Origin of the sequence: Micromonospora mangrovicola, from assembly GCF_047200535.1 — a bacterium.
Classification (GTDB): Bacteria; Actinomycetota; Actinomycetes; order Mycobacteriales; family Micromonosporaceae; genus Micromonospora.
Genome location: NZ_JBJZOG010000015.1, coordinates 1 through 18,060, shown reverse-complemented (window position 1 = coordinate 18,060; position 18,060 = coordinate 1). Strand labels below are relative to the sequence as shown.

The 18,060-nt window shown below is 73.8% G+C and carries 19 protein-coding genes; 11 read left to right on the top strand and 8 right to left on the bottom strand.

The genetic code is table 11. The features are described 5' to 3' along the window. Positions 1-11 precede the first annotated feature (11 nt). Positions 12-1,475 (top strand): argininosuccinate lyase, encoded by a 1,464-nt coding sequence (argH, locus tag ACL02O_RS08920; protein ID WP_412817585.1) that lies wholly within the window; start codon positions 12-14, stop codon positions 1,473-1,475. Positions 1,476-1,514: 39 nt separating this feature from the next. Here the strand turns inward: argH and ACL02O_RS08915 are convergent, their stop codons facing one another. Next, positions 1,515-1,868 carry an MmcQ/YjbR family DNA-binding protein gene (locus ACL02O_RS08915; RefSeq protein WP_412817514.1) on the bottom strand — a complete coding sequence of 118 codons (354 nt, stop codon included), beginning with the start codon at positions 1,866-1,868 and terminating at the stop codon, positions 1,515-1,517. A gap of 87 nt (positions 1,869-1,955) precedes the next feature. On the opposite strand from ACL02O_RS08915, the gene ACL02O_RS08910 reads away from it, so the two are divergent. After that, the gene (locus ACL02O_RS08910; protein WP_412817513.1) at positions 1,956-2,279 is read left to right on the top strand and encodes a nucleoside triphosphate pyrophosphohydrolase family protein; all 324 of its coding nucleotides are present in this window, start codon (positions 1,956-1,958) and stop codon (positions 2,277-2,279) included. A gap of 79 nt (positions 2,280-2,358) precedes the next feature. On the opposite strand, the gene ACL02O_RS08905 is transcribed toward ACL02O_RS08910, so the two are convergent. Next, positions 2,359-2,793, bottom strand: a complete 435-nt coding sequence (locus ACL02O_RS08905; protein ID WP_412817512.1) for a DNA-binding protein — start codon at positions 2,791-2,793, stop codon at positions 2,359-2,361. Between the two features lie 83 nt (positions 2,794-2,876). Here ACL02O_RS08905 and ACL02O_RS08900 point away from each other — a divergent pair, with 83 nt between their 5' ends. Then, positions 2,877-3,494: a DNA-3-methyladenine glycosylase gene (locus tag ACL02O_RS08900; protein ID WP_412817511.1), complete on the top strand. Its 618-nt coding sequence runs from the start codon at positions 2,877-2,879 to the stop codon at positions 3,492-3,494. A gap of 108 nt (positions 3,495-3,602) precedes the next feature. Here ACL02O_RS08900 and ACL02O_RS08895 read toward each other — a convergent pair whose 3' ends face one another. Beyond that, positions 3,603-4,091, bottom strand: a complete 489-nt coding sequence (locus ACL02O_RS08895; protein ID WP_412817510.1) for a hypothetical protein — start codon at positions 4,089-4,091, stop codon at positions 3,603-3,605. A 174-nt stretch (positions 4,092-4,265) separates the two neighbouring features. Here ACL02O_RS08895 and ACL02O_RS08890 point away from each other — a divergent pair, with 174 nt between their 5' ends. Continuing rightward, positions 4,266-5,414 (top strand): LLM class flavin-dependent oxidoreductase, encoded by a 1,149-nt coding sequence (locus ACL02O_RS08890; RefSeq protein WP_412817509.1) that lies wholly within the window; start codon positions 4,266-4,268, stop codon positions 5,412-5,414. Further along, positions 5,411-6,037, top strand: coding sequence for an FMN reductase (locus ACL02O_RS08885; protein ID WP_412817508.1), 627 nt, complete (start codon positions 5,411-5,413; stop codon positions 6,035-6,037). Before ACL02O_RS08890 ends, ACL02O_RS08885 begins: the two co-directional genes overlap by 4 nt. 36 nt (positions 6,038-6,073) lie before the next feature. Here the strand turns inward: ACL02O_RS08885 and ACL02O_RS08880 are convergent, their stop codons facing one another. Next, on the bottom strand, positions 6,074-6,961 hold the full coding sequence (locus ACL02O_RS08880; RefSeq protein ID WP_412817584.1) for a universal stress protein: 888 nt from the start codon (positions 6,959-6,961) through the stop codon (positions 6,074-6,076). Between the two features lie 255 nt (positions 6,962-7,216). After that, positions 7,217-8,113, bottom strand: coding sequence for a universal stress protein (locus ACL02O_RS08875; RefSeq protein WP_412817507.1), 897 nt, complete (start codon positions 8,111-8,113; stop codon positions 7,217-7,219). A gap of 149 nt (positions 8,114-8,262) precedes the next feature. Here ACL02O_RS08875 and ACL02O_RS08870 point away from each other — a divergent pair, with 149 nt between their 5' ends. Together ACL02O_RS08870 and ACL02O_RS08865 are read left to right on the top strand one after the other, a co-directional pair. Next, positions 8,263-8,679, top strand: a complete 417-nt coding sequence (locus ACL02O_RS08870) for an Hsp20/alpha crystallin family protein (RefSeq protein WP_412817506.1) — start codon at positions 8,263-8,265, stop codon at positions 8,677-8,679. A 59-nt stretch (positions 8,680-8,738) separates the two neighbouring features. Continuing rightward, positions 8,739-9,209: a cyclic nucleotide-binding domain-containing protein gene (locus tag ACL02O_RS08865; protein ID WP_412817505.1), complete on the top strand. Its 471-nt coding sequence runs from the start codon at positions 8,739-8,741 to the stop codon at positions 9,207-9,209. 242 nt (positions 9,210-9,451) lie between these two features. On the opposite strand, the gene ACL02O_RS08860 is transcribed toward ACL02O_RS08865, so the two are convergent. The 3 genes from ACL02O_RS08860 to ppdK all read right to left on the bottom strand — a co-directional run bounded on the left by ACL02O_RS08860 (position 9,452) and on the right by ppdK (position 13,054). After that, positions 9,452-9,727, bottom strand: a complete 276-nt coding sequence (locus tag ACL02O_RS08860) for a hypothetical protein (RefSeq protein WP_412817583.1) — start codon at positions 9,725-9,727, stop codon at positions 9,452-9,454. A gap of 201 nt (positions 9,728-9,928) precedes the next feature. Further along, positions 9,929-10,381, bottom strand: coding sequence for a hypothetical protein (locus ACL02O_RS08855; protein ID WP_412817504.1), 453 nt, complete (start codon positions 10,379-10,381; stop codon positions 9,929-9,931). A gap of 12 nt (positions 10,382-10,393) precedes the next feature. Continuing rightward, positions 10,394-13,054, bottom strand: a complete 2,661-nt coding sequence (ppdK, locus tag ACL02O_RS08850; protein WP_412817503.1) for a pyruvate, phosphate dikinase — start codon at positions 13,052-13,054, stop codon at positions 10,394-10,396. Between the two features lie 144 nt (positions 13,055-13,198). On the opposite strand from ppdK, the gene ACL02O_RS08845 reads away from it, so the two are divergent. The 4 genes from ACL02O_RS08845 to ACL02O_RS08830 all read left to right on the top strand — a co-directional run bounded on the left by ACL02O_RS08845 (position 13,199) and on the right by ACL02O_RS08830 (position 17,911). Next, positions 13,199-13,678 (top strand): GNAT family N-acetyltransferase, encoded by a 480-nt coding sequence (locus tag ACL02O_RS08845; RefSeq protein ID WP_412817502.1) that lies wholly within the window; start codon positions 13,199-13,201, stop codon positions 13,676-13,678. Positions 13,679-14,166: 488 nt separating this feature from the next. Further along, on the top strand, positions 14,167-15,561 hold the full coding sequence (locus tag ACL02O_RS08840) for a sugar transferase (protein WP_412817501.1): 1,395 nt from the start codon (positions 14,167-14,169) through the stop codon (positions 15,559-15,561). Between the two features lie 305 nt (positions 15,562-15,866). Continuing rightward, a complete protein-coding gene (locus tag ACL02O_RS08835) occupies positions 15,867-16,943 on the top strand; it encodes a GNAT family N-acetyltransferase (RefSeq protein ID WP_412817500.1) in 1,077 nt (358 codons plus the stop codon). A gap of 35 nt (positions 16,944-16,978) precedes the next feature. Further along, positions 16,979-17,911, top strand: coding sequence for a glycosyltransferase (locus ACL02O_RS08830; protein WP_412817499.1), 933 nt, complete (start codon positions 16,979-16,981; stop codon positions 17,909-17,911). The last annotated feature ends 149 nt before the right edge of the window (positions 17,912-18,060 follow it).

Below are 18,060 nucleotides of genomic sequence, written 5' to 3'. Positions count from 1 at the left end.
GCGCTGCCACAATGGGTGGGGTGGACGACAAGAGCCTGACCGAGAACAGCGCCGCCACCAACCGGACGAGCCTCTGGGGAGGCCGGTTCGCCGGCGGCCCCGCCGAGGCGCTCGCGCGGCTGTCGGTGAGCGTCCAGTTCGACTGGCGCCTCGCCCCGTACGACATCGCCGGCTCCCGGGCGCACGCCCGGGTGCTGGCCGGCGCCGGCCTGCTCGACCCCGAGGAACTGGGGGAGATCCTGGCCGCGCTGGACGACCTGGAGGCCGCCTGCGCCTCCGGGACGTTCCGGCCCACCGTCGATGACGAGGACGTGCACACCGCGCTGGAGCGCGGCCTGCTGGAGCGGCTCGGCAGCCTCGGCGGCAAGCTGCGCGCCGGCCGCTCCCGCAACGACCAGGTCGCCACCGACCTGCGGCTCTACCTGCGTGACCACGCCCGTGGCGTGGCCGCCCGGCTGGTCGAGCTGGCCGAGGCCCTGGTCGAGCAGGCCGGGCGGCACGTGGACACGGCCGCGCCCGGCATGACCCACCTCCAGCACGCCCAGCCGGTCACCTTCGGGCACTGGCTGCTCGCCCACGTGCAGCCGCTGCTGCGGGACCTGGAGCGGCTGCGCGACTGGGATCACCGGGCCGCGATCAGCCCGCTCGGCGCGGGCGCGCTCGCCGGCTCCGGCCTGCCGCTGGACCCGGTGGCGGTCTCCAAGGAGCTGGGCTTCCGCACGTCCTTCGCCAACTCGATGGACGCGGTGGCCGACCGGGACTTCGTCGCCGAGTTCCTCTTCGTCACCGCGATGATCGGGGTGCACCTGTCCCGCCTCGGCGAGGAGGTGGTGCTCTGGACGTCGCAGGAGTTCGGCTGGGTCGAGCTGGACGACGCCTTCGCCACCGGGTCGTCGATCATGCCGCAGAAGAAGAACGCGGACATCGCCGAGCTGGCCCGGGGCAAGTCCGGCCGGCTGGTCGGCGGGCTGATGAGCGTGCTCACCATGCTCAAGGGCCTGCCGATGACCTACGACCGGGACATGCAGGAGGACAAGGAGCCGGCCTTCGACGCGGTCGACACCCTGGAGCTGCTGCTGCCGGCCCTCGCCGGGATGATCTCCACGATGACCGTACGCGTCGACCGCCTGGTCGCCGCCGCGCCGGTCGGCTACTCCCTCGCCACCGAGGTCGCCGACTGGCTGGTCCGCCGGGGTGTGCCGTTCCGCGACGCGCACGAGATCACCGGCAGGCTGGTGGCGCTCTGCGTCGCCCGCGACTGCGCGCTCGACGAGGTCTCCGACGACGACCTCGCCGCGGTCAGCGAGCACCTCGACCCGTCGGTGCGCGACGTGCTCTCGGTGCGCTCGGCCCTCGCGGCCCGGACCACCCCCGGCTCGACCGGCCCCGGGCCGGTGGCCGACCAGCTCGCCGCCGCCGGAGACAAGCTGGTCGGCTGGCGGGACTGGGCCGCCGAGCCGGTCGTGCCCCGCTGACCTCGACGCCTCGCGCGGCGGCCGGTCCGCCGCGCGAGGTCAGGCCGTCGGGCGTTCGCGCTTCGGCAGTTTCGCCAGCACCGCCTCGTACGACCCGTCGACGGCCTCGATCAGCTCGTCGTCCGGGATGCCGCCGTCCAGCCGCAGGGTGTTCCAGCCGGACCGGCCGATGTAGGGGGAGGGGCGGGCGTCGTCCGGGAACCGGTGCAGCCACTCGTCGGCCACCTCCCGGGACGGGCCGCACTTGACCCCCATCCGCGCGTCGCCCTCGGGCGAGCCGAGGAAGGCGAAGATCCGGCTGCCCACCTTCACCACCTCGTCCCCCTCCCACGGGCGGTCCAGCCAGGCCCCGGGCCTGCCCAGGCAGTACGCCAGCATCTCCTCGCGGGTCATCGCATCCTCCAGCGTCGGTTGCCCGGACAGTCTCGGCTCCCGGTCCGACAGCCCACGCCGGACGCGCTGTCTGACATACTGCCGGGCGTGACCACCGACCTGCGCCGGCTCGCCGACGAGGTGGCCGCCGTCTCCGACCGGTACGCCTCCCGGCACGGCATCGACCGCGCCGATCCCTGGTATCTGCTGAAGCTCCAGGAGGAGGTCGGGGAGCTGACCCAGGCGTACCTGATGCGCGCCGGTCAGGCCCGGGACAAGGGGCTCACCGCGGACCAGCGCGAGGCGGCGTACCGGGCGGAGCTGGCCGACGTGCTCTGTCACGTGCTGCTGCTCGCCCGCCGCGACGGGGTCGACCTGCTGGCCGAGGTGGAGCGGAAGTGGCTGTCCCGGCTGCCGGGGCGGATCGGGTGAGCCGCCGCGGTCCGGCCGGCCCACCCCGGCAGCTCACCCGGCCGTTCGACCGCCGGCGGGTACTCCGGTCGGCCCCGGCTCAGTCGCCGGTGCCGGTGCGTACGGTCAGCCGTTCGTAGCGCTGCCGGGCCGCCTGGGCGCTGCCCAGCCCCAGCCCGAACGCGATCGCCTGCCAGGTCATGCCCCGGCTGCGGGCCGTCTGCAACAGCCCCGCCTCCAGCGTGTCCACGTCCGAGCGGACGTGCGGGATCAGGGTCAGCGCGGCCATCAGGTCGGCCTGGTCGACCGTCTCCTCGCCCGGTTCCAGGTCCGCCCCGCCCGCCAGGGCCATCACCAGGGTCGCCGCCTCGTACGCGTCCGGGACGTCGGGGTGGGCGTACCGCCGGCGCCGGGCGTTCGTGCCCGCGTGCCGCTCCGCGATCCGCATCAGCGCCGCGTAGTTGCGGTGTGCGCGCGCCTGGGCAGCATCCGGAGCGGTGAACGGGTCGTTGTTCAGCGTGACCATGTCATCCATCAGACATTCTTGAACATGGTCTTGTCAACGCCTTGTTGAAAGCAACTTGTGTTCATCTTCCGGCGGCCGGATAGGGTTCCCCCGTGACCGGCACCGACCTCGCCACCCTCTCCGACCTGCTCGCCGGCCCGGTGGTTCCCGCCGCCCGGGGGCTGCTCGGCTGCCGGCTCACCGGCAACGGCGTCACCGTCCGGATCACCGAGGTCGAGGCGTACGCCGGCACCGCCGGGGACCCGGCGTCGCACGCCCACCGGGGACGTACCCCGCGCAACGCCGTGATGTTCGGTCCGGCCGGGCACGCCTACGTCTACTTCACCTACGGCATGCACTGGTGCGTCAACGTGGTCACCGGGCCGGACGGCGAGGCGTCGGCGGTGTTGCTGCGGGCCGGTGAGGTGGTCGACGGCCCCGACCTCGCCCGGGCCCGTCGCCCCGCCGTACGCCGCGACGTGGACCTGGCCCGTGGCCCGGCCCGGCTCTGCGCGGCGCTCGGCATCGACCGCTCGGCCTACGGCGCGGACCTGCTCGGCGACGGTCCGGTCCGGCTGCGGCCGGCGGTCGCCCCGGCGCCGCAGGCGGCGATCGCGGCCGGTCCCCGGGTCGGCGTCACCGGGGCGCACGACGTCCCGTGGCGGTTCTGGCTCGCCGGCGATCCGACGGTCAGTGCCTACCGCCGGCACGTGCCCCGCGTCCGGCGCTGAACGGACCTTGTGCGGGGAGGGCGGCGGGCCCCGTCGCCGACGGCGCCGAGGTGCCGGTGCTCCCGCCGGTGGCCGGCGGCTGACGGGCACCTGCCCGGAGTGACCCGATCATCGATCAGGTGCGTGTCTCCGGCGGTTGGCCGCCGTGTCCGGACGCCCTTCCAGGTCGGTAGCGTCGGTCCCGGCGCGTCCGGGAAGCAGGTGGGGGCGCAGTGCCCGGCGGGCCACGAGGCTCCCCAGCGCGACGGCCGTGGCGGTGGCGTGTCCGACCCGCGTCACGGCGTCACCGCCGCCGAGGGCGTAGAGCGCCCAGCCGTTGGCGGCCGCATCGGTGACCAGGATCAGGCAGGCCAGGTCCATGCCGGCCCGCCGCCGGGCGAGCAGCAGCACGGTCGCGACCGGGTCGGCCACCGTCAGCGAGACGAGGTACGCGGCCATCCACCAGGGTGCCCAGGGGTACGGGCCGGTGCCGCCGACAGCCAGGTCGACCACGTGCACGCCGCCGCCCCAGGCCAGCAGGGCCGCGTAGCCGCCCACGGTCCACCGGGCCCAGCGGGGAAGCGCCCGCCACCGCGTCCACCACCCTGACCGTCGCACTGCTCCAGTCTGTAGCCGGCCCGCCGGCGTCGAGGCCAGGGTTGTGACGGGTGCCACTGAGCAGGACGGGCGCATGGGCGCCCGTCTCCTCGACCGGAATAGTTGACTCGTCAAATATGTTGTGCGGTGCGATCCCGGGCCGAACCGGACCGGACGTCATGCGAGGAGCTGGTCATGCAGTTCGGAGTCTTCACCGTCGGCGACGTCACGGTCGACCCGACCAACGGGCGGCTGCCGTCCGAGCATGAGCGGATCAAGGCCATGACGGCCATCGCGCTCAAGGCCGAGGAGGTCGGGCTCGATGTCTTCGCCACCGGTGAGCACCACAACCCGCCGTTCGTGCCGTCGTCGCCGACCACCATGCTCGGCTGGATCGCCGCCCGCACCGAGCGGCTGCTGCTGTCCACCTCGACCACGCTGATCACCACCAACGACCCGGTGAAGATCGCCGAGGACTACGCGATGCTCCAGCACCTGGCCGACGGCCGGGTGGACCTCATGATGGGGCGCGGCAACACCGGCCCGGTCTACCCGTGGTTCGGGCAGGACATCCGCAACGGCATCCCGCTGGCCATCGAGAACTACGACCTGCTGCGCCGGCTGTGGCGCGAGGACGTGGTCGACTGGTCCGGCCGGTTCCGCACCCCGCTGCAGTCGTTCACCTCCACCCCACGCCCGCTCGACGGCGTGCCGCCGTTCGTCTGGCACGGCTCGATCCGCAGCCCCGAGATCGCCGAGCAGGCCGCGTACTACGGCGACGGCTTCTTTGCCAACCACATCTTCTGGCCCAAGGAGCACACCCAGCGGATGGTCGGCCTCTACCGGCAGCGCTTCGAGCATTACGGCCACGGCTCCGCCGACCAGGCCATCGTCGGTCTCGGCGGGCAGGTCTTCATGCGGAAGAACTCCCAGGACGCGGTCCGCGAGTTCCGGCCGTACTTCGACAACGCCCCCGTCTACGGACACGGACCGTCGCTGGAGGAGTTCAGCCGCGAGACACCGCTGACCGTGGGCAGCCCGCAGCAGGTCATCGACCGCACCCTCGGCTTCCGCGAGTACGTCGGCGACTACCAGCGCCAGCTCTTCCTGATCGACCACGCCGGGCTGCCGCTGAAGACCGTCCTGGAGCAGCTCGACCTGCTCGGCGAGGAGGTCGTGCCGGTGCTCCGCAAGGAGTTCGACTCGCTGCGCCCGGCGCACGTGCCCGACGCGCCCACCCACGCCTCGCTGCTGGCCGCGGCCGGCGGCCGCACCGACAGCACCGACAGCACCGTGCACGCCGTCGACGACGTGACCGGCCAGGCACCCGAGGAGGCTCGATGACCACCCGCACCCTGGCCGTTGTCTCGGCCGGCCTCGGCCAGCCGTCCTCGACCCGGCTGCTCGCCGACCAGCTCGCCGCGGCCGCCCGCGACGAGCTGGTCCGGCGCGGCGCCGAGGTGGAGATCCGCCCGGTGGAGCTGCGTGACCACGCCCACGACGTGGTGAACCACCTGCTCACCGGCTTTCCGTCGACCGCCCTGCGGGAGGCGCTGGACACCGTCGCCGGGGCGGACGGCCTGATCGCCGTCACCCCGATCTTCAACGCCTCGTACAACGGGCTGTTCAAGTCGTTCTTCGACGTGGTCGACGGGGACGCCCTGACCGACCGGCCGGTGCTGATCGGGGCCACCGGTGGCACCGCCCGGCACTCGCTGGCCCTGGAGCACGCCGTCCGGCCGATGTTCGCGTACCTGCGGGCGGTGGTCGTGCCGACGGCGGTCTTCGCCGCCCCGGAGGACTGGTCCGGCGAGGGCGCCGACGGGGCGCTGCGGGCCCGGCTGCGGCGGGCCGGCGTCGAGCTGGCCGAGCAGGTGGACCGCCGTCCGGCGGCGACCGGCCCGGCCGACCCGTTCGCCCTCACCACCAGCTTCGAGGAGCTGCTCGCCGGCCGCGACCCCGCCTGACCCGGCCCGTCCGCCCAGCTGCCTCGCGGCGTGGCCTCAGCCTCCCGCCTCGTACGGGTGGGCCACCAGCACGGGGCAGTGGGCGTGCTGCACCAGGGCCTGACTGACCGAGCCGAGCAGCAGCCCGGCGAACCCGCCCCGGCCCCGCGATCCGACGACCAGAAGGGCCGCCTCGCCGCTGGCCGCGATCAGCGCCTGCTCCGCCGAGGCGGCCCGCACCGGCCGCTCGACCACGCTGAGCACCGGGTGGTCCGACCGGATCCGGGCGGCGGCCCCGGCCAGCAGCTCCGTCGACTCGGCCTGCCCGGCGGCTGCCGCCTCCGCCGCCTCCTCCGGCGCCGGGCCGCCCCGCTCCGGCGGGCGGACGTGCACCAGCACGAGATCGGTGTCGCGACGCACCGCCTCGTCGGCGGCGAGTCGGACGGCGTGCGCCGCCGACTCGGAGCCGTCCACCCCGACGAGCACCGGCCCGCCCATCGGGATCGGCTGCTCGGCGGGGCGCACCACCAGCACCGGGCAATGCCCGTGCTGGGCCACCTGGTTGCTGACCGAGCCGAGCAGCAGCCCGGCGAAGCCACCCACCCCCCGGCTGCCCACCACCACGAGGTCGGCCCGGCGGGACTCCTCGACCAGCGTGGCGCCGGGCCCGCCGGCCACCTGGCGGACCTGCACCGCCAGCGTGGGATGCCGGTCGGTCAGCTCGGCCGCCACCTGCTCGAGCATCTTCTGCGCCTCCTCGGTGGGCGCCGGCACCCCGAGGTCGTACGGGTTGAGCGGCACGCCGTAGCCGAGCGGGTGCAGGTAGCCGTGCACCAGGTGCAGCGGCCGGGACCGCGCGACGGCGGCCCGCGCGGCATGCTCGGCGGCGGTCAGGCTGGACGACGATCCGTCGACGCCCACCACGACTGGTCGGTTCATCGAAATCCCTTCCGGTCGGCTCAGGCCATTCTCGGCGGCGGCGTCCCCGTCGGAGCGTATTTGCCCCGACAAGCCCGCGCCGGATCGCCGCCGGACCCGCTCGCGGCGTCCCCGCGACGCCCGACGCCGCTCGTGGCGCACCGCGCTGCCGGCGCGGGGGCCGCCCGCCGGGTGCACCACCGTCCGGCGGGGCGGAGCCGGCGCCCGCACGGCAACGATCCGCGCCGGCCAGCAGAGTGGCCGGCGCGGACCCGGTCCGGGTCAGGCGGCTACCCGGTCCTTGTGGTGCCGGACGATGGCCAGCGGGCTGCGCGAGTGGTGCAGCACCGCGTGGCTGACCGAACCGAGCAGCAGCCCGCCCAGGCTGCCCCGGCCGTGCGCGCCGACGACGGTCAACTGCGCGTCGGTCGACTCCTCGACCAGGGCCCGGGCCGGCGAGGCGGCCACCAGCTTCTGCCGTACCCGGACCTCCGGGTAGCGGTCGGCCCAGCCGGCCACCGCCTCGGCGAGCACCCGCTCCTCCTCGGCGCGCAGCTTCTCCGGGTCGTACGCCAGCGGCACGATGTCACCCGGGCCGACCGGGGACGGGTAGAGCCAGGCGTGCACGGCGACCAGCTCGGCGCCGCGCTGCGCCGCCTCGGCGAAGGCGAAGCCGATCGCCTCGCCGGAGAGGGCGGAGCCGTCCACCCCGACGACGACCGGACCGTCGGCGCGCGGCTCGCTCCGCACCACCAGCACCGGGCAGTCCGCCCGGGCCGAGAGCTGCACGGCCGCCGAGCCGACCAGCAGCTCGGCGAAGCCGCCCAGGCCACGGTGGCCGAGCACCAGCAGCGCGGCGTTCCGGCTCTCCCGCAGCAGCACCGCGACGGGCCCACCGTCGACCACCTCGCCGGTCACCCGGAGCTCGGCGTCGATCTTGCGGGCCTCGTCCGCCGCCTCCCCGACGAGCTTCCCGGCCTCCTGCCGCAGCCCGTCGTCGGGCAACGCGGCGGAGACCGGGCCGAGCGGCGTGCCGAGCAGCGGCCACAGGAACGCGTTCACCACCCGTAGCGGCCGGTGCCGGGCCACCGCCTCCCGCGCGGCCACCCGCACCGCGTCCAGCGCAGAGGGGGAACCGTCCACGCCCACCACGACGGGGGCACCAGCTCTGTCGGTCATCACGTCCTCCTTCGTCCACCTCCAGCCTGCTCCGGGCGGCGGCCGGCCGGCAGGGGCCTTGCGCCCGCGCCACCCGGGACCATCGGCCCTGACGGTTCGGGCCGGACCGGAGTGGGATGGAGTCGGGACGATCGACAAGGAGGTCGAAAATGTCCACTGTCACCAAGTTCCGGGGCGGCACTCTCGCGCCGTTCGACTGGAACAACCTGTCCTGGCTGCCGATGCTGGCGCCGACCATCCGGATCGAGGACTACCTCGACGGTGAACGGTACGTCGTCCGCGCCGAACTCCCGGGCATCGACCCGGCGAAGGACGTGCGCATCACGCGTACCGGCGAGAGCCTGCGGCTGGACGTGGTCCGCCGGGAGAGTCACGCGGACAAGGTCCACTCCGAGTTCCACTACGGCTCGTTCTCCCGGCTCCTCCCGCTGCCGGCGGGGGTGAAGGAGGAGACCATCGCGGCCCGCTACGCGAACGGCATCCTCGAGATCACCGCGACCGTCGGCGCTGCCGAGCCGATCGCACGGGAGATTCCGATCACCGTGGAGTACGGCACCGAGAAGTGACCAACGCCCGCCAGGGACCCGGTCGGTGGCCGGGTCCCGCTCCCGATCCTGGAGGCGTGATGACCCCGCTGGAGATGCTCCGCGCACACCCCTTCCTCGCCGGACTGCCGCAGGAGTGGCTGCCCCGGCTGACCGGCTACGCCCGTCCGGTGGCGTGGCACCCCGGGCACCGGTTGTTCGTCGCCGGCCAGCCGGCCGAGCGGTTCTGGCTGGTCCGCGCGGGCGAGGTGGCGCTGGACTTCCCGGTGCCCGGCCGCGGTGACGTGGGGATCGAGACGATCGGCCCGGGCGGCGTGCTCGGCTGGTCCTGGCTCTTCCCGCCGTACCGCTGGCAGTTCGGCGCGGTCGCCGTGCAGCGCAGCACCGCCGTCGAGTTCGACGCCGCCGGCGTGCGCCGGCTGATGGAGTCCGACGACACCCTCGGTCGTCAGCTCACCACCCGCTTCATGAGCGTGGTGGTGGACCGGCTCCAGGCGTCCCGGGTACGCCTGCTCGACCTGTACGCCTACCCGACGTCCGTGGCGAGCTGAGCCGCGGCTTGCCGTACCGCCGCGGCGCCGGCACCGCCCCGACGGGCGGGGCGGCGCGGATCCGGTCCGCCACGCTCCCGGACGGAGAGGGCCGCGACCACGGCGAGCAGGACCCATCGCCCGCTCCCGGCCGAGGAAGCGGCCGACGGCGGACGCGACGTACCGGACCTGGCCCGCGTCGGGACGTGGTCCGCGTCGGCCCAGCGGCCGCCACCACCGGCGGCCACAGTGGATGCTGTCCGCTATCCGTCCGCCTCCTCCGCCGGTTCGGTCCGCCCCACGACCAGTTCGGCCACCTCCAGCCGGCCGATGCGCAGTTCTCGGATCACCGCCCGCCGGATGGCCAGGCGGCCGATCACCAACGTGCCGACCGCCACCGCGCCGAGCGCCGCCGCGGCGAGCGCCAGCGGGGCGGCCGCGGTCGGCCCGAGAGCTCGCGGGCCGGCCACCGTCGGGCCGGCGACGGCGGTACCGGCGGTGCGCGTCGGGGCTGCCGGGCCCCGCCAGCACTGGCGCATCCTGTTCACCCGCCGATCCTCCGCCCTCACCCGGTATGTCCGGCGTCGGTCCCGGCGCCGGTCCACCACGCGGGTGACGTCGCCCGTTCGCTGGTCGCCGGCTCGGCGCAGCGCCCGCCGGGTGCCGCCGGGTGCCGTCGAGCGACGCTGCCGCTGGCCGGGCGCCACCGGGGCGACGCTGCCGCCCGGCGGCGGTCGGGTTCAACTTTCGACCACCAGCCGGCGTGCCCGCAGCACCCGGGCCCACCAGGGCCGGCCGGGCTCCGGCCGCAACGAGGGCGGGCGGACGCCGCGCAGGCTCACCCAGCCGCCCGGGCCCATGCGCACCGTGCCGATGGCGGGCGGCTTACGGCGGGCCACCGCCACCCCGGCGGCGGCGAGGACGGCGACGGCGATCGCCCCGGCGGCGGCCGCGACGAGCCGGTCCGGATCGACCACCCGCCGGTACCGGATCCGCCCGCCGGACAGCACGAACGCACCGACCGGCCGGCCCTCGCGGGTCACCGGCACCAGCGCGGCGCCCGGCGTGCCGGGCAGTTCCAGCACCGGGCCGACCGGACCCGGGGTCGGGGCCGGCGGGGCGGCCGCCGGTGCCGGCGGGGCCGGCACCGGGCTCACCGGGGCCAGCCCGGTCGGGTTGAAGATGGCGGTCATCGCGTTGCCCTCCTAACGGGAGTCGGACGTGCCGGTGCCGGGTTCGACGGCCGCCCGGCCGGCGGCCAGCCGGGCGATCGGCACCCGGTACGGCGAGCAGGAGACGTAGTCCAGCCCGGCCCCGGCGAAGAACGCCACCGAGTCGGGGTCGCCGCCGTGCTCCCCGCAGACCCCGACGGTCAGCTCCGGACGGGCCGCCCGGCCCTCGGCGACGGCCAGCCGGACCAGCCGCCCGACGCCCTTCGAGTCGATGCTCTCGAAGGGCGACACCGGGAAGATCCCGCGCTCCAGGTACGCCCCGAAGAACGAGCCCTCCACGTCGTCGCGGGAGAACGCCCAGGTGGTCTGGGTCAGGTCGTTGGTGCCGAAGGAGAAGAAGTGTGCCTCCGCGGCGATCTCCCCGGCGGTCAACGCCGCCCGGGGCACCTCGATCATCGTGCCGATCGGGATCTCCGGCGCGCCGTCGACCTCGGCGAGCACGCGCTCGACCTCGACCCGGACCGCGGCGAGTTCCCGGACGTCGCCGACGAGCGGCACCATGATTTCCGGACGCGGGTCGCCGCCGGCGCGGACCCGCTGGGCGGCCGCCTCGGCCGCCGCTCGCACCTGCATCGCGAACAGGCCCGGCACCACCAGCCCGAGCCGGACGCCGCGCAACCCCAGCATCGGGTTCGCCTCGTGCATCCGGCGCACCGCGGCCAGCAGTGTCGCGTCCCGGCCCGGGTCCTCGCCGCGCGCCTCGGCACGGGCCACCCGGGCGGTCAGCTCGGGCAGCGGGGGCAGGAACTCGTGCAGCGGCGGGTCGAGCAGCCGGATGGTCACCGGCAGCCCGTCCATCGCGGCGAGGATGCCGACGAAATCGGCCCGCTGCAACGGCAGCAGCGCCGCCAGCGCGGCCTCCCGGGCGGCCGGGCCGTCGGCCAGGATCAGCCGCTCGACCAGTTCCCGGCGCGCGCCGAGGAACATGTGCTCGGTGCGGCACAGCCCGATGCCGGTGGCGCCGAGGCGGCGCGCCCGGCGGGCGTCCTCCGGGGTGTCCGCGTTGGCGCGCACGCCCAGCCCGCGGACCGCGTCGGCGTGGCTGAGCAGCCGGTGCACCGCGGCGACCAGCGGGTCCGCCTCCGGGCTCAGCTCGCCGGCCAGGTAGCGAGCCACCGGGGAGGGCTGCACGGGTACCGCGCCGAGCCAGATCCGGCCGCTGGTCCCGTCGATCGAGATGACGTCACCGGCCCGGACCACCCGGTCGCCCACGGCGAACTCGCCGCGCCCGGAATCGATGTCGACCGCCTCCGCACCGCACACGCAGGTCCGCCCCATGCCCCGGGCCACCACGGCGGCGTGCGAGGTCTTACCGCCCCGCGTGGTGAGCACCCCGGCCGCGGCGATCATGCCGGGCAGGTCGTCCGGGTTGGTCTCCCGGCGGACCAGGATCACCGGGTCGGTGGCGGCCGCGGCGGCGGCCGAGTCGAACACCACCTGCCCCACGGCGGCGCCCGGCGAGGCGCCCACCCCGACGGCGAGGGGCTCGGGCGCGCCGGCGAGGTCGAACGCGGGGAACATCAACTGGGCCAGCTGCGCCCCGGTGACCCGGGTGAGCGCCTCGTCCGGGGTGATCAGTCCCTCGTCGACCAGTTGCGCGGCGATCACGAACGCCGCGGCCGCGGTGCGCTTGCCGACCCGGGTCTGCAGCATCCACAGCTTGCCGCGCTCGATGGTGAACTCGATGTCGCACAGGTCCCGGTAGTGCCGCTCCAGGGTCGCCATGATCTCCCGCAGCCGGTGGAAGCTCACCGGGTCGATCCGCTCCAGTTCGGCCAGCGGGATGGTGTTGCGGATGCCGGCCACCACGTCCTCGCCCTGCGCGTCGGGCAGGTAGTCGCCGTACACGCCGGGAGCGCCGGTGGCCGGGTCCCGGGTGAACGCCACCCCGGTGCCGGAGTCCGGTCCCAGGTTGCCGAAGACCATCGCCATCACGTTGACCGCGGTGCCCAGCTCGTCCGGGATGCGCTCCTGCCGTCGGTAGATCCGGGCGCGCTCGGAGTGCCACGACTCGAACACCGACCGGATGGCCAGGAAGAGCTGCTCGTGCGGGGCCTGTGGGAAGTCGTGCCCGACGTGCCGGGCGAAGATCTTCTTGTACGTCTCGACCAGGTCGCGCAGCTGCCCGGCGCCCGGCCCGCCCGGCCCGGCGGTGGCCCGTACCGCCGCCAGCTCGTGCTCGAACTCCTCGGCCGGCACGCCGTACACGGTGCGGCCGAACATCTGGATCAACCGCCGGTACGAGTCCCAGGCGAACCGCTCGTCGCCGCTGCGCGCGGCCAGGCCGCCCACCGTGGCGTCGTTCAACCCGATGTCGAGGATGGTCTCCATCATTCCCGGCATCGAGTACCGGCCGCCGGAGCGGACGGCCAGCAGCAGCGGATCGCGGGGGTCACCGAGCCACTGGCCCAGCCGGGCCTCGATCTCCCGCAGGTGTGCGTTGACCTCCTCGAACAGTCCGGCCGGCGGTGACCCGGTGGCCAGGAACACCCGGCAGGCCCCGGTGCTGATCGTGAATCCGGGCGGGACGGGCAGCCCGAGCCGGGTCATCTCGGCCAGGTTCGCGCCCTTGCCACCGAGCAGGTCGGCCCGGCTCCGGTCACCCTCGATGAAGTCGTAGACGTACTTCGACATGGTCCGGCCTCCACTCGGCTCGCCACGGGACACGTCGTTCCATTCCTTGGTACCGATGGGCGGGGCGGGGGCGGCAGGGCCGGACGGGACCGGCGCGGGGCCAGAGGTCCCGATTCTGTCGGCGGGCCGGCGTATCCTGCGCCGGTGACCAGTGACGTGCGGCTGCGCCCGGTGCGCGACGAGGACCTGCCCGTGTTCTTCGGCCATGAGCAGGACCCGCAGGCCAACTGGATGGCCGCGTTCGTCCCGGAGGATCCCTCCGACCGGGCCGCGTTCGACGCGCACTGGGCGCGTATCCGCGCCGACGAGCGCATCGTCAACCGCACCGTCACCGTCGACGGCGAGGTGGTCGGTCGCGTCGCGGCCTTCCCGGTGGGGGAGCGCACCGAGGTCAGCTACTGGATCGATCCGGCCCGCTGGGGCCGGGGGCACGCCACCGCCGCCCTCGCGGCGCTGCTGCGCGAGCTGCCGCAGCGGCCGGTGCACGCCCGCGCCGCGAAGGACAACGCCGCGTCCCTCGCCGTGCTCCGCAAGTGCGGCTTCGTGGTGGTCGGCGAGGACTCCGGGTATGCCAACGGCCGCGGCGCCGAGGTGGAGGAGTACGTGCTGGAACTGCCCGCCTGACGGGCTCACCCGCGGTGGGCGCTCGGCCAGGTGGTGTCGCCGTAGAGCGACCTTCCTGACGTCCGAAAGTTGCTCGTGATTGCCTCGATGGGTTGTCCGGGCAACTGGATGGACCATTATGGAACACCGAATCGGTGCCGGGCCTGACGCCGGTCAGCCTTTGGGTTGTCGGCAATTCGACTTCAGTCCAGAAATGCCGAAAGCGATGCTGGCGCACTGAGTGCGCGGTCAGCATGCTCATACTTCAGTCGGTCCCGCCTACGCTTCCGGGGCACCGCGCTGCCGGATGCGCAGTCGTCGCGGGTACCTCACCGACTCGAACGGACGACGAGCCGTAGGGGCACGGCTTGGTCGGCCTGTGTACGTGGGGGCGGTGCATATCGGTGGAAGCTGCGCAGGTCATCGACGACATAGCAACCCGACACGGCGGGCGGTCGCCGACCGGCCATTCGATCACGCCGGCGCGGACGGGTTGGCAGTCGCGCTACGTGGCCACACTCTGCCTCGTCGACTTCGTGGTCAGCCTGGGGTCGGCCGGGGTGGCGCTGAGCCTTCGATTCGGCTCGGCGACGGCGGAGCCGTACAACCGTGGCTATCTCTGGCTCACCCTTGCGCTGCCGTTCGCCTGGGTGCTGGCGCTCACCCTCAACCGAGCGTACGAATCGCGCTATCTATTCGTGGGGAATGATGAGTACGCCCGGGTGTTCCAAACGGGCCTCGCCATTACCGCCACGTTGGCGATGGTCTCTCTCGCGTTCGATTTCCGGCTCGCCCGAGGCTACGTGATCATCGCGATGCCACTGGTCACCGTCGCCGGCGTCGCGATGCGGTACCTGGTCCGCCAGCAGCTGCACCGCTCGTGGGCACGCGGTGAGCGGCTGCACCGGGTGATCCTGGTCGGGCACGAGGTCGCCGTCGCGGAGATGACGAGGAGGCTGCGCCGCGAGTGCTACCACGGGCTCGGCGTGGTCGGCGCCTGCCTCCCGCACCCGACCGGGGGGCTCGCGGAGCGGCGCGACGGCGAGCTGCCGCCCATCCTCGGCACCTTCGCCGAGGTGTCGACGGCCGTCGCCGGTGCGCGTGCGGACACGGTCGTCGTGCTGTCCTGTCCGGAGATGGCGGGTGCCGCCCTGCGCCGGCTGGGTTGGCAGCTCGAACGCGACGAGGTCGACCTCATCGTCGCCAGCAACCTCGTGGACGTGGCCGGGGACCGCACCACCGTCCGTCCCGTGGACGGGTTGCCGATGCTGCACGTGGAGCACCCGCGGCTGAAGGGCGGCCGGCGGGTGGTCAAGGCGGTCTTCGACCGGGTGACTGCGCTCCTGCTGCTGGTTCTCGTCGCCCCGATCCTGCTCGCGATCGCCGCACTGGTCCGGCTGAGTCCCGGCGCCGGTGGCCCCGCCATCTTCCGCCAGGTCCGGGTGGGCAAGAACGGCCGGCCGTTCGTCATCTACAAGTTCCGGACGATGTACGTGGACGCCGAGGAACGCCTGGCGGAGCTGCTCGACCGCAACGAGAGCGACGGCGAGCTGTTCAAGATGCGTCAGGACCCCCGGGTAACTCCGGTCGGGCGATGGCTGCGCCGGCTGTCGTTGGACGAGGTTCCCCAGCTCATTAACGTGCTCAGGGGCGACATGTCGCTGGTCGGACCGCGGCCGCCGCTGCCGCGGGAGGTGGCCAACTATCCGTCGGACATGCGCCGGCGTCTGGTGGTCAAGCCGGGACTGACCGGGTTGTGGCAGGTCTCCGGTCGGTCCGACCTGTCGTGGGAGGAGTCCATCCGGCTCGACCTGTCGTACGTGGAGAACTGGTCGCTGACCATGGACCTGGTGATCCTGGTCCGTACGCTGAGCGCCGTCGTCCGAAGCTCCGGAGCCTACTGAGCGCGCTGCCCGGTCATCGCACAACTGGCGCGCACCGTCGGTCGCGTCACGGTACGTCCGGAGGAAGCCATGGACACCGGCGCTCGGCCACCCGCCTCTCGGCGTCGACGACACGATGCCTCCGGGCTCCCGGCCGTCCGTGGGTCGAGCCCGATGAACCCCCGGTCCTCCGAACGGTGCCGAAGGGCCGCCATGAGGCCACATGTGGAGACGGCTAGCCGACACCGGCCGCGGTTCACCTTTCCTTCGGCAGCGGGCACGATGAAACGCGGCGAAGACGGCGCTGCCCCTGAAAGAGGCGACTGATGCAGATCTCCGTTGTCCGTCCGAGCGAGCTCGGCGCGGCCGAGCTCGCCGAGTGGCGGCAGATGCAGGAGTCGCAGCCGAGGCTGCAGAATCCCTTCCTCGCCCCGGAATTCACCCTCGCGGTCGGCCGGAGCCGCCCGACCGCCCGCGTCGCGGTGCTGCAGGACGGCCCGGAGACCGTCGGCTTCTTCCCGTACGAGGTGCGGCATCGGGTGATCGGAGTGCCGATCGGCGCCGGCATCTCCGACTGTCAGGGCCTGGTGCACCGGCCCGGCCTGGACTGGGATCCGATCCGGCTGTTGAAGGCGTGCGGTCTGGCCGTCTGGGAATTCGATCATCTGATGGCCGACCAGCCACCCTTCGCGCCGTACCAGGCGCGGATGGCCAAGTCTCCGATCATCGACCTGTCGAAGGGCTATCAGAGCTACGTCGACGGCCGGATGACCGATGGGAATCTGATCCGGCAGTCGCTCCGTAAGCAGCGCCGCATGGTGCGTGAGCTCGGCGAGGAGCGGTTCGAGTGGGACGACCGCACCGAGGGCGCGATGCTCGCGCTGCGGCGCTGGAAGTCGGCCCAGTATCGCCGGACGCAGCAGTACGACCGGTTCCGGACACCGTGGATCCAGGCGGTGCTGGAGGAGTTGTGCCAGTCGTCCGCGGCCGGCTGCCGTGCCGTGGTCTCCACGCTCTACGCGGGGGACCAGCCGGTGGCCGCCCATCTGGGTCTCCGGAGCCGGTCGGTGCTGGCCTACTGGTTCCCCTCGTACGACGTCGACCTGGCGCGGCACTCGGCCGGCATCCTGCTCTGCCTCCGGATGGCGGAGGCCGGTGCGGCCGACGGGATCGAGCACATCGACCTGGGCAAGTCCGAGGCGCTCTACAAGAACCGGCTGACGAACGACGAGTTGCCGGTGGCCGAGGGGCGGGTGGGCCGGTCGTGGGCGGTGACCGGCGCACGGCGGGCGCATACCGCGCTGGCCCGCTCCGTGCGCACCGGCGCCGTCGGCGATCGACTCCGCACCGGCGGGACGGGACGACTGCTGCGCGGTCTCCGCGCCCGCCTGCACGAGCGGTGACAGGTGGCATTTCACGGCTGGGAGCAGAGCACCTGATGAGCGTCTCCGAGGTAAGGGTTGCCGTCGTCGTGGTGACCTACAACAGCGCGCGGCTGCTGCCGGATCTCCTTGCGGCGCTGGGACCGGGCCTGGGCGCGTTGTCCTGGCACCTGACGGTCGCCGACAACGCGTCCGCCGACGGCACCGTTGTCGCCCTGCGCCGGTTGGCTCCCGAGGCGACCGTGGTGGAGATGGGGCGCAACGCGGGCTATGCCGCCGGGATCAACGCCGCGGTGGCCGCCGCGCCGCCGCACTCCGCGGTGCTGGTGCTCAACCCCGACGTCCGGCTCAGGCCGGGCTGCGTGGAGACTCTGCTGGCCGCCCTCGACACCAGCGGCACCGGCATCGCCGTGCCGCACATCGTGGACGGTGCCGGCGCGCTCATTCCGACGCTGCGCCGCGAACCCACCATCCTCCGCGCCCTCGGCGACGCCGTGCTCGGCGCGCGGAGAGCGGGCCGCTACGCCGTCCTCGGCGAGGTGGTGACCGACGACCGTCGGTACGCCCGCGAGACGGTCACCGACTGGGCCGAGGGCTCCACGATGCTGATCAGTCGAGCGTGCTGGCAGCAGTGCGGGCCGTGGGACGAGTCCTTCTTCCTCTACTCGGAGGAGACCGACTTCGCCCTGCGGGCCCGGGACGCGGGTTTCGCCACGCGCTTCGTTCCCGCTGCCGGGGCCGTGCACCTGGAGGGTGACTCCCGGCACTCGCCGAAGCTGTGGGCGCTGCTCACCCTCAATCGGGTCCGCCTCTACCGCCGTAGACACGGCCCGGCGCGTACCGCCGCCTTCTGGCTGGTGCTGCTGGGTCGGGAGACCAGCCGCGCCCTCCTCGGCCAACGGACCAGCCGGGCCGCCGCGCGTGACCTGCTCAGGCCCGCGAAGCTGCGTGAGGTGCCGGGACCGGCCACGGTGCACCCCGCGGGTTGACCCCGGCTATCTCCAACGCTTGGCCACGCTCACCAACTCGCCACGGAGCCGTCGGGGGGGGGGGGGGGGGGGGGGGGGGTGTGTGTGGAGGGGGGGGGGGGGGGGGGGGGTGTGTGGGGGGGGGGGGGGGGGTTTTGTTTTTGGGGGGG

What these genes read in the sequence shown, in the direction of transcription:
- argH (WP_412817585.1), top strand. Translation starts at nt 12, where the DNA reads ATGGGTGGGGTGGACGACAAGAGCCTGACCGAGAACAGCGCCGCCACC.
- ACL02O_RS08915 (WP_412817514.1), bottom strand. Translation starts at nt 1,868, where the DNA reads ATGACCCGCGAGGAGATGCTGGCGTACTGCCTGGGCAGGCCCGGGGCC.
- ACL02O_RS08905 (WP_412817512.1), bottom strand. Translation starts at nt 2,793, where the DNA reads ATGGATGACATGGTCACGCTGAACAACGACCCGTTCACCGCTCCGGAT.
- ACL02O_RS08890 (WP_412817509.1), top strand. Translation starts at nt 4,266, where the DNA reads ATGCAGTTCGGAGTCTTCACCGTCGGCGACGTCACGGTCGACCCGACC.
- ACL02O_RS08885 (WP_412817508.1), top strand. Translation starts at nt 5,411, where the DNA reads ATGACCACCCGCACCCTGGCCGTTGTCTCGGCCGGCCTCGGCCAGCCG.
- ACL02O_RS08875 (WP_412817507.1), bottom strand. Translation starts at nt 8,113, where the DNA reads ATGACCGACAGAGCTGGTGCCCCCGTCGTGGTGGGCGTGGACGGTTCC.
- ACL02O_RS08870 (WP_412817506.1), top strand. Translation starts at nt 8,263, where the DNA reads ATGTCCACTGTCACCAAGTTCCGGGGCGGCACTCTCGCGCCGTTCGAC.
- ACL02O_RS08865 (WP_412817505.1), top strand. Translation starts at nt 8,739, where the DNA reads ATGACCCCGCTGGAGATGCTCCGCGCACACCCCTTCCTCGCCGGACTG.
- ACL02O_RS08860 (WP_412817583.1), bottom strand. Translation starts at nt 9,727, where the DNA reads ATGCGCCAGTGCTGGCGGGGCCCGGCAGCCCCGACGCGCACCGCCGGT.
- ACL02O_RS08855 (WP_412817504.1), bottom strand. Translation starts at nt 10,381, where the DNA reads ATGACCGCCATCTTCAACCCGACCGGGCTGGCCCCGGTGAGCCCGGTG.
- ppdK (WP_412817503.1), bottom strand. Translation starts at nt 13,054, where the DNA reads ATGTCGAAGTACGTCTACGACTTCATCGAGGGTGACCGGAGCCGGGCC.
- ACL02O_RS08835 (WP_412817500.1), top strand. Translation starts at nt 15,867, where the DNA reads ATGCAGATCTCCGTTGTCCGTCCGAGCGAGCTCGGCGCGGCCGAGCTC.
- ACL02O_RS08830 (WP_412817499.1), top strand. Translation starts at nt 16,979, where the DNA reads ATGAGCGTCTCCGAGGTAAGGGTTGCCGTCGTCGTGGTGACCTACAAC.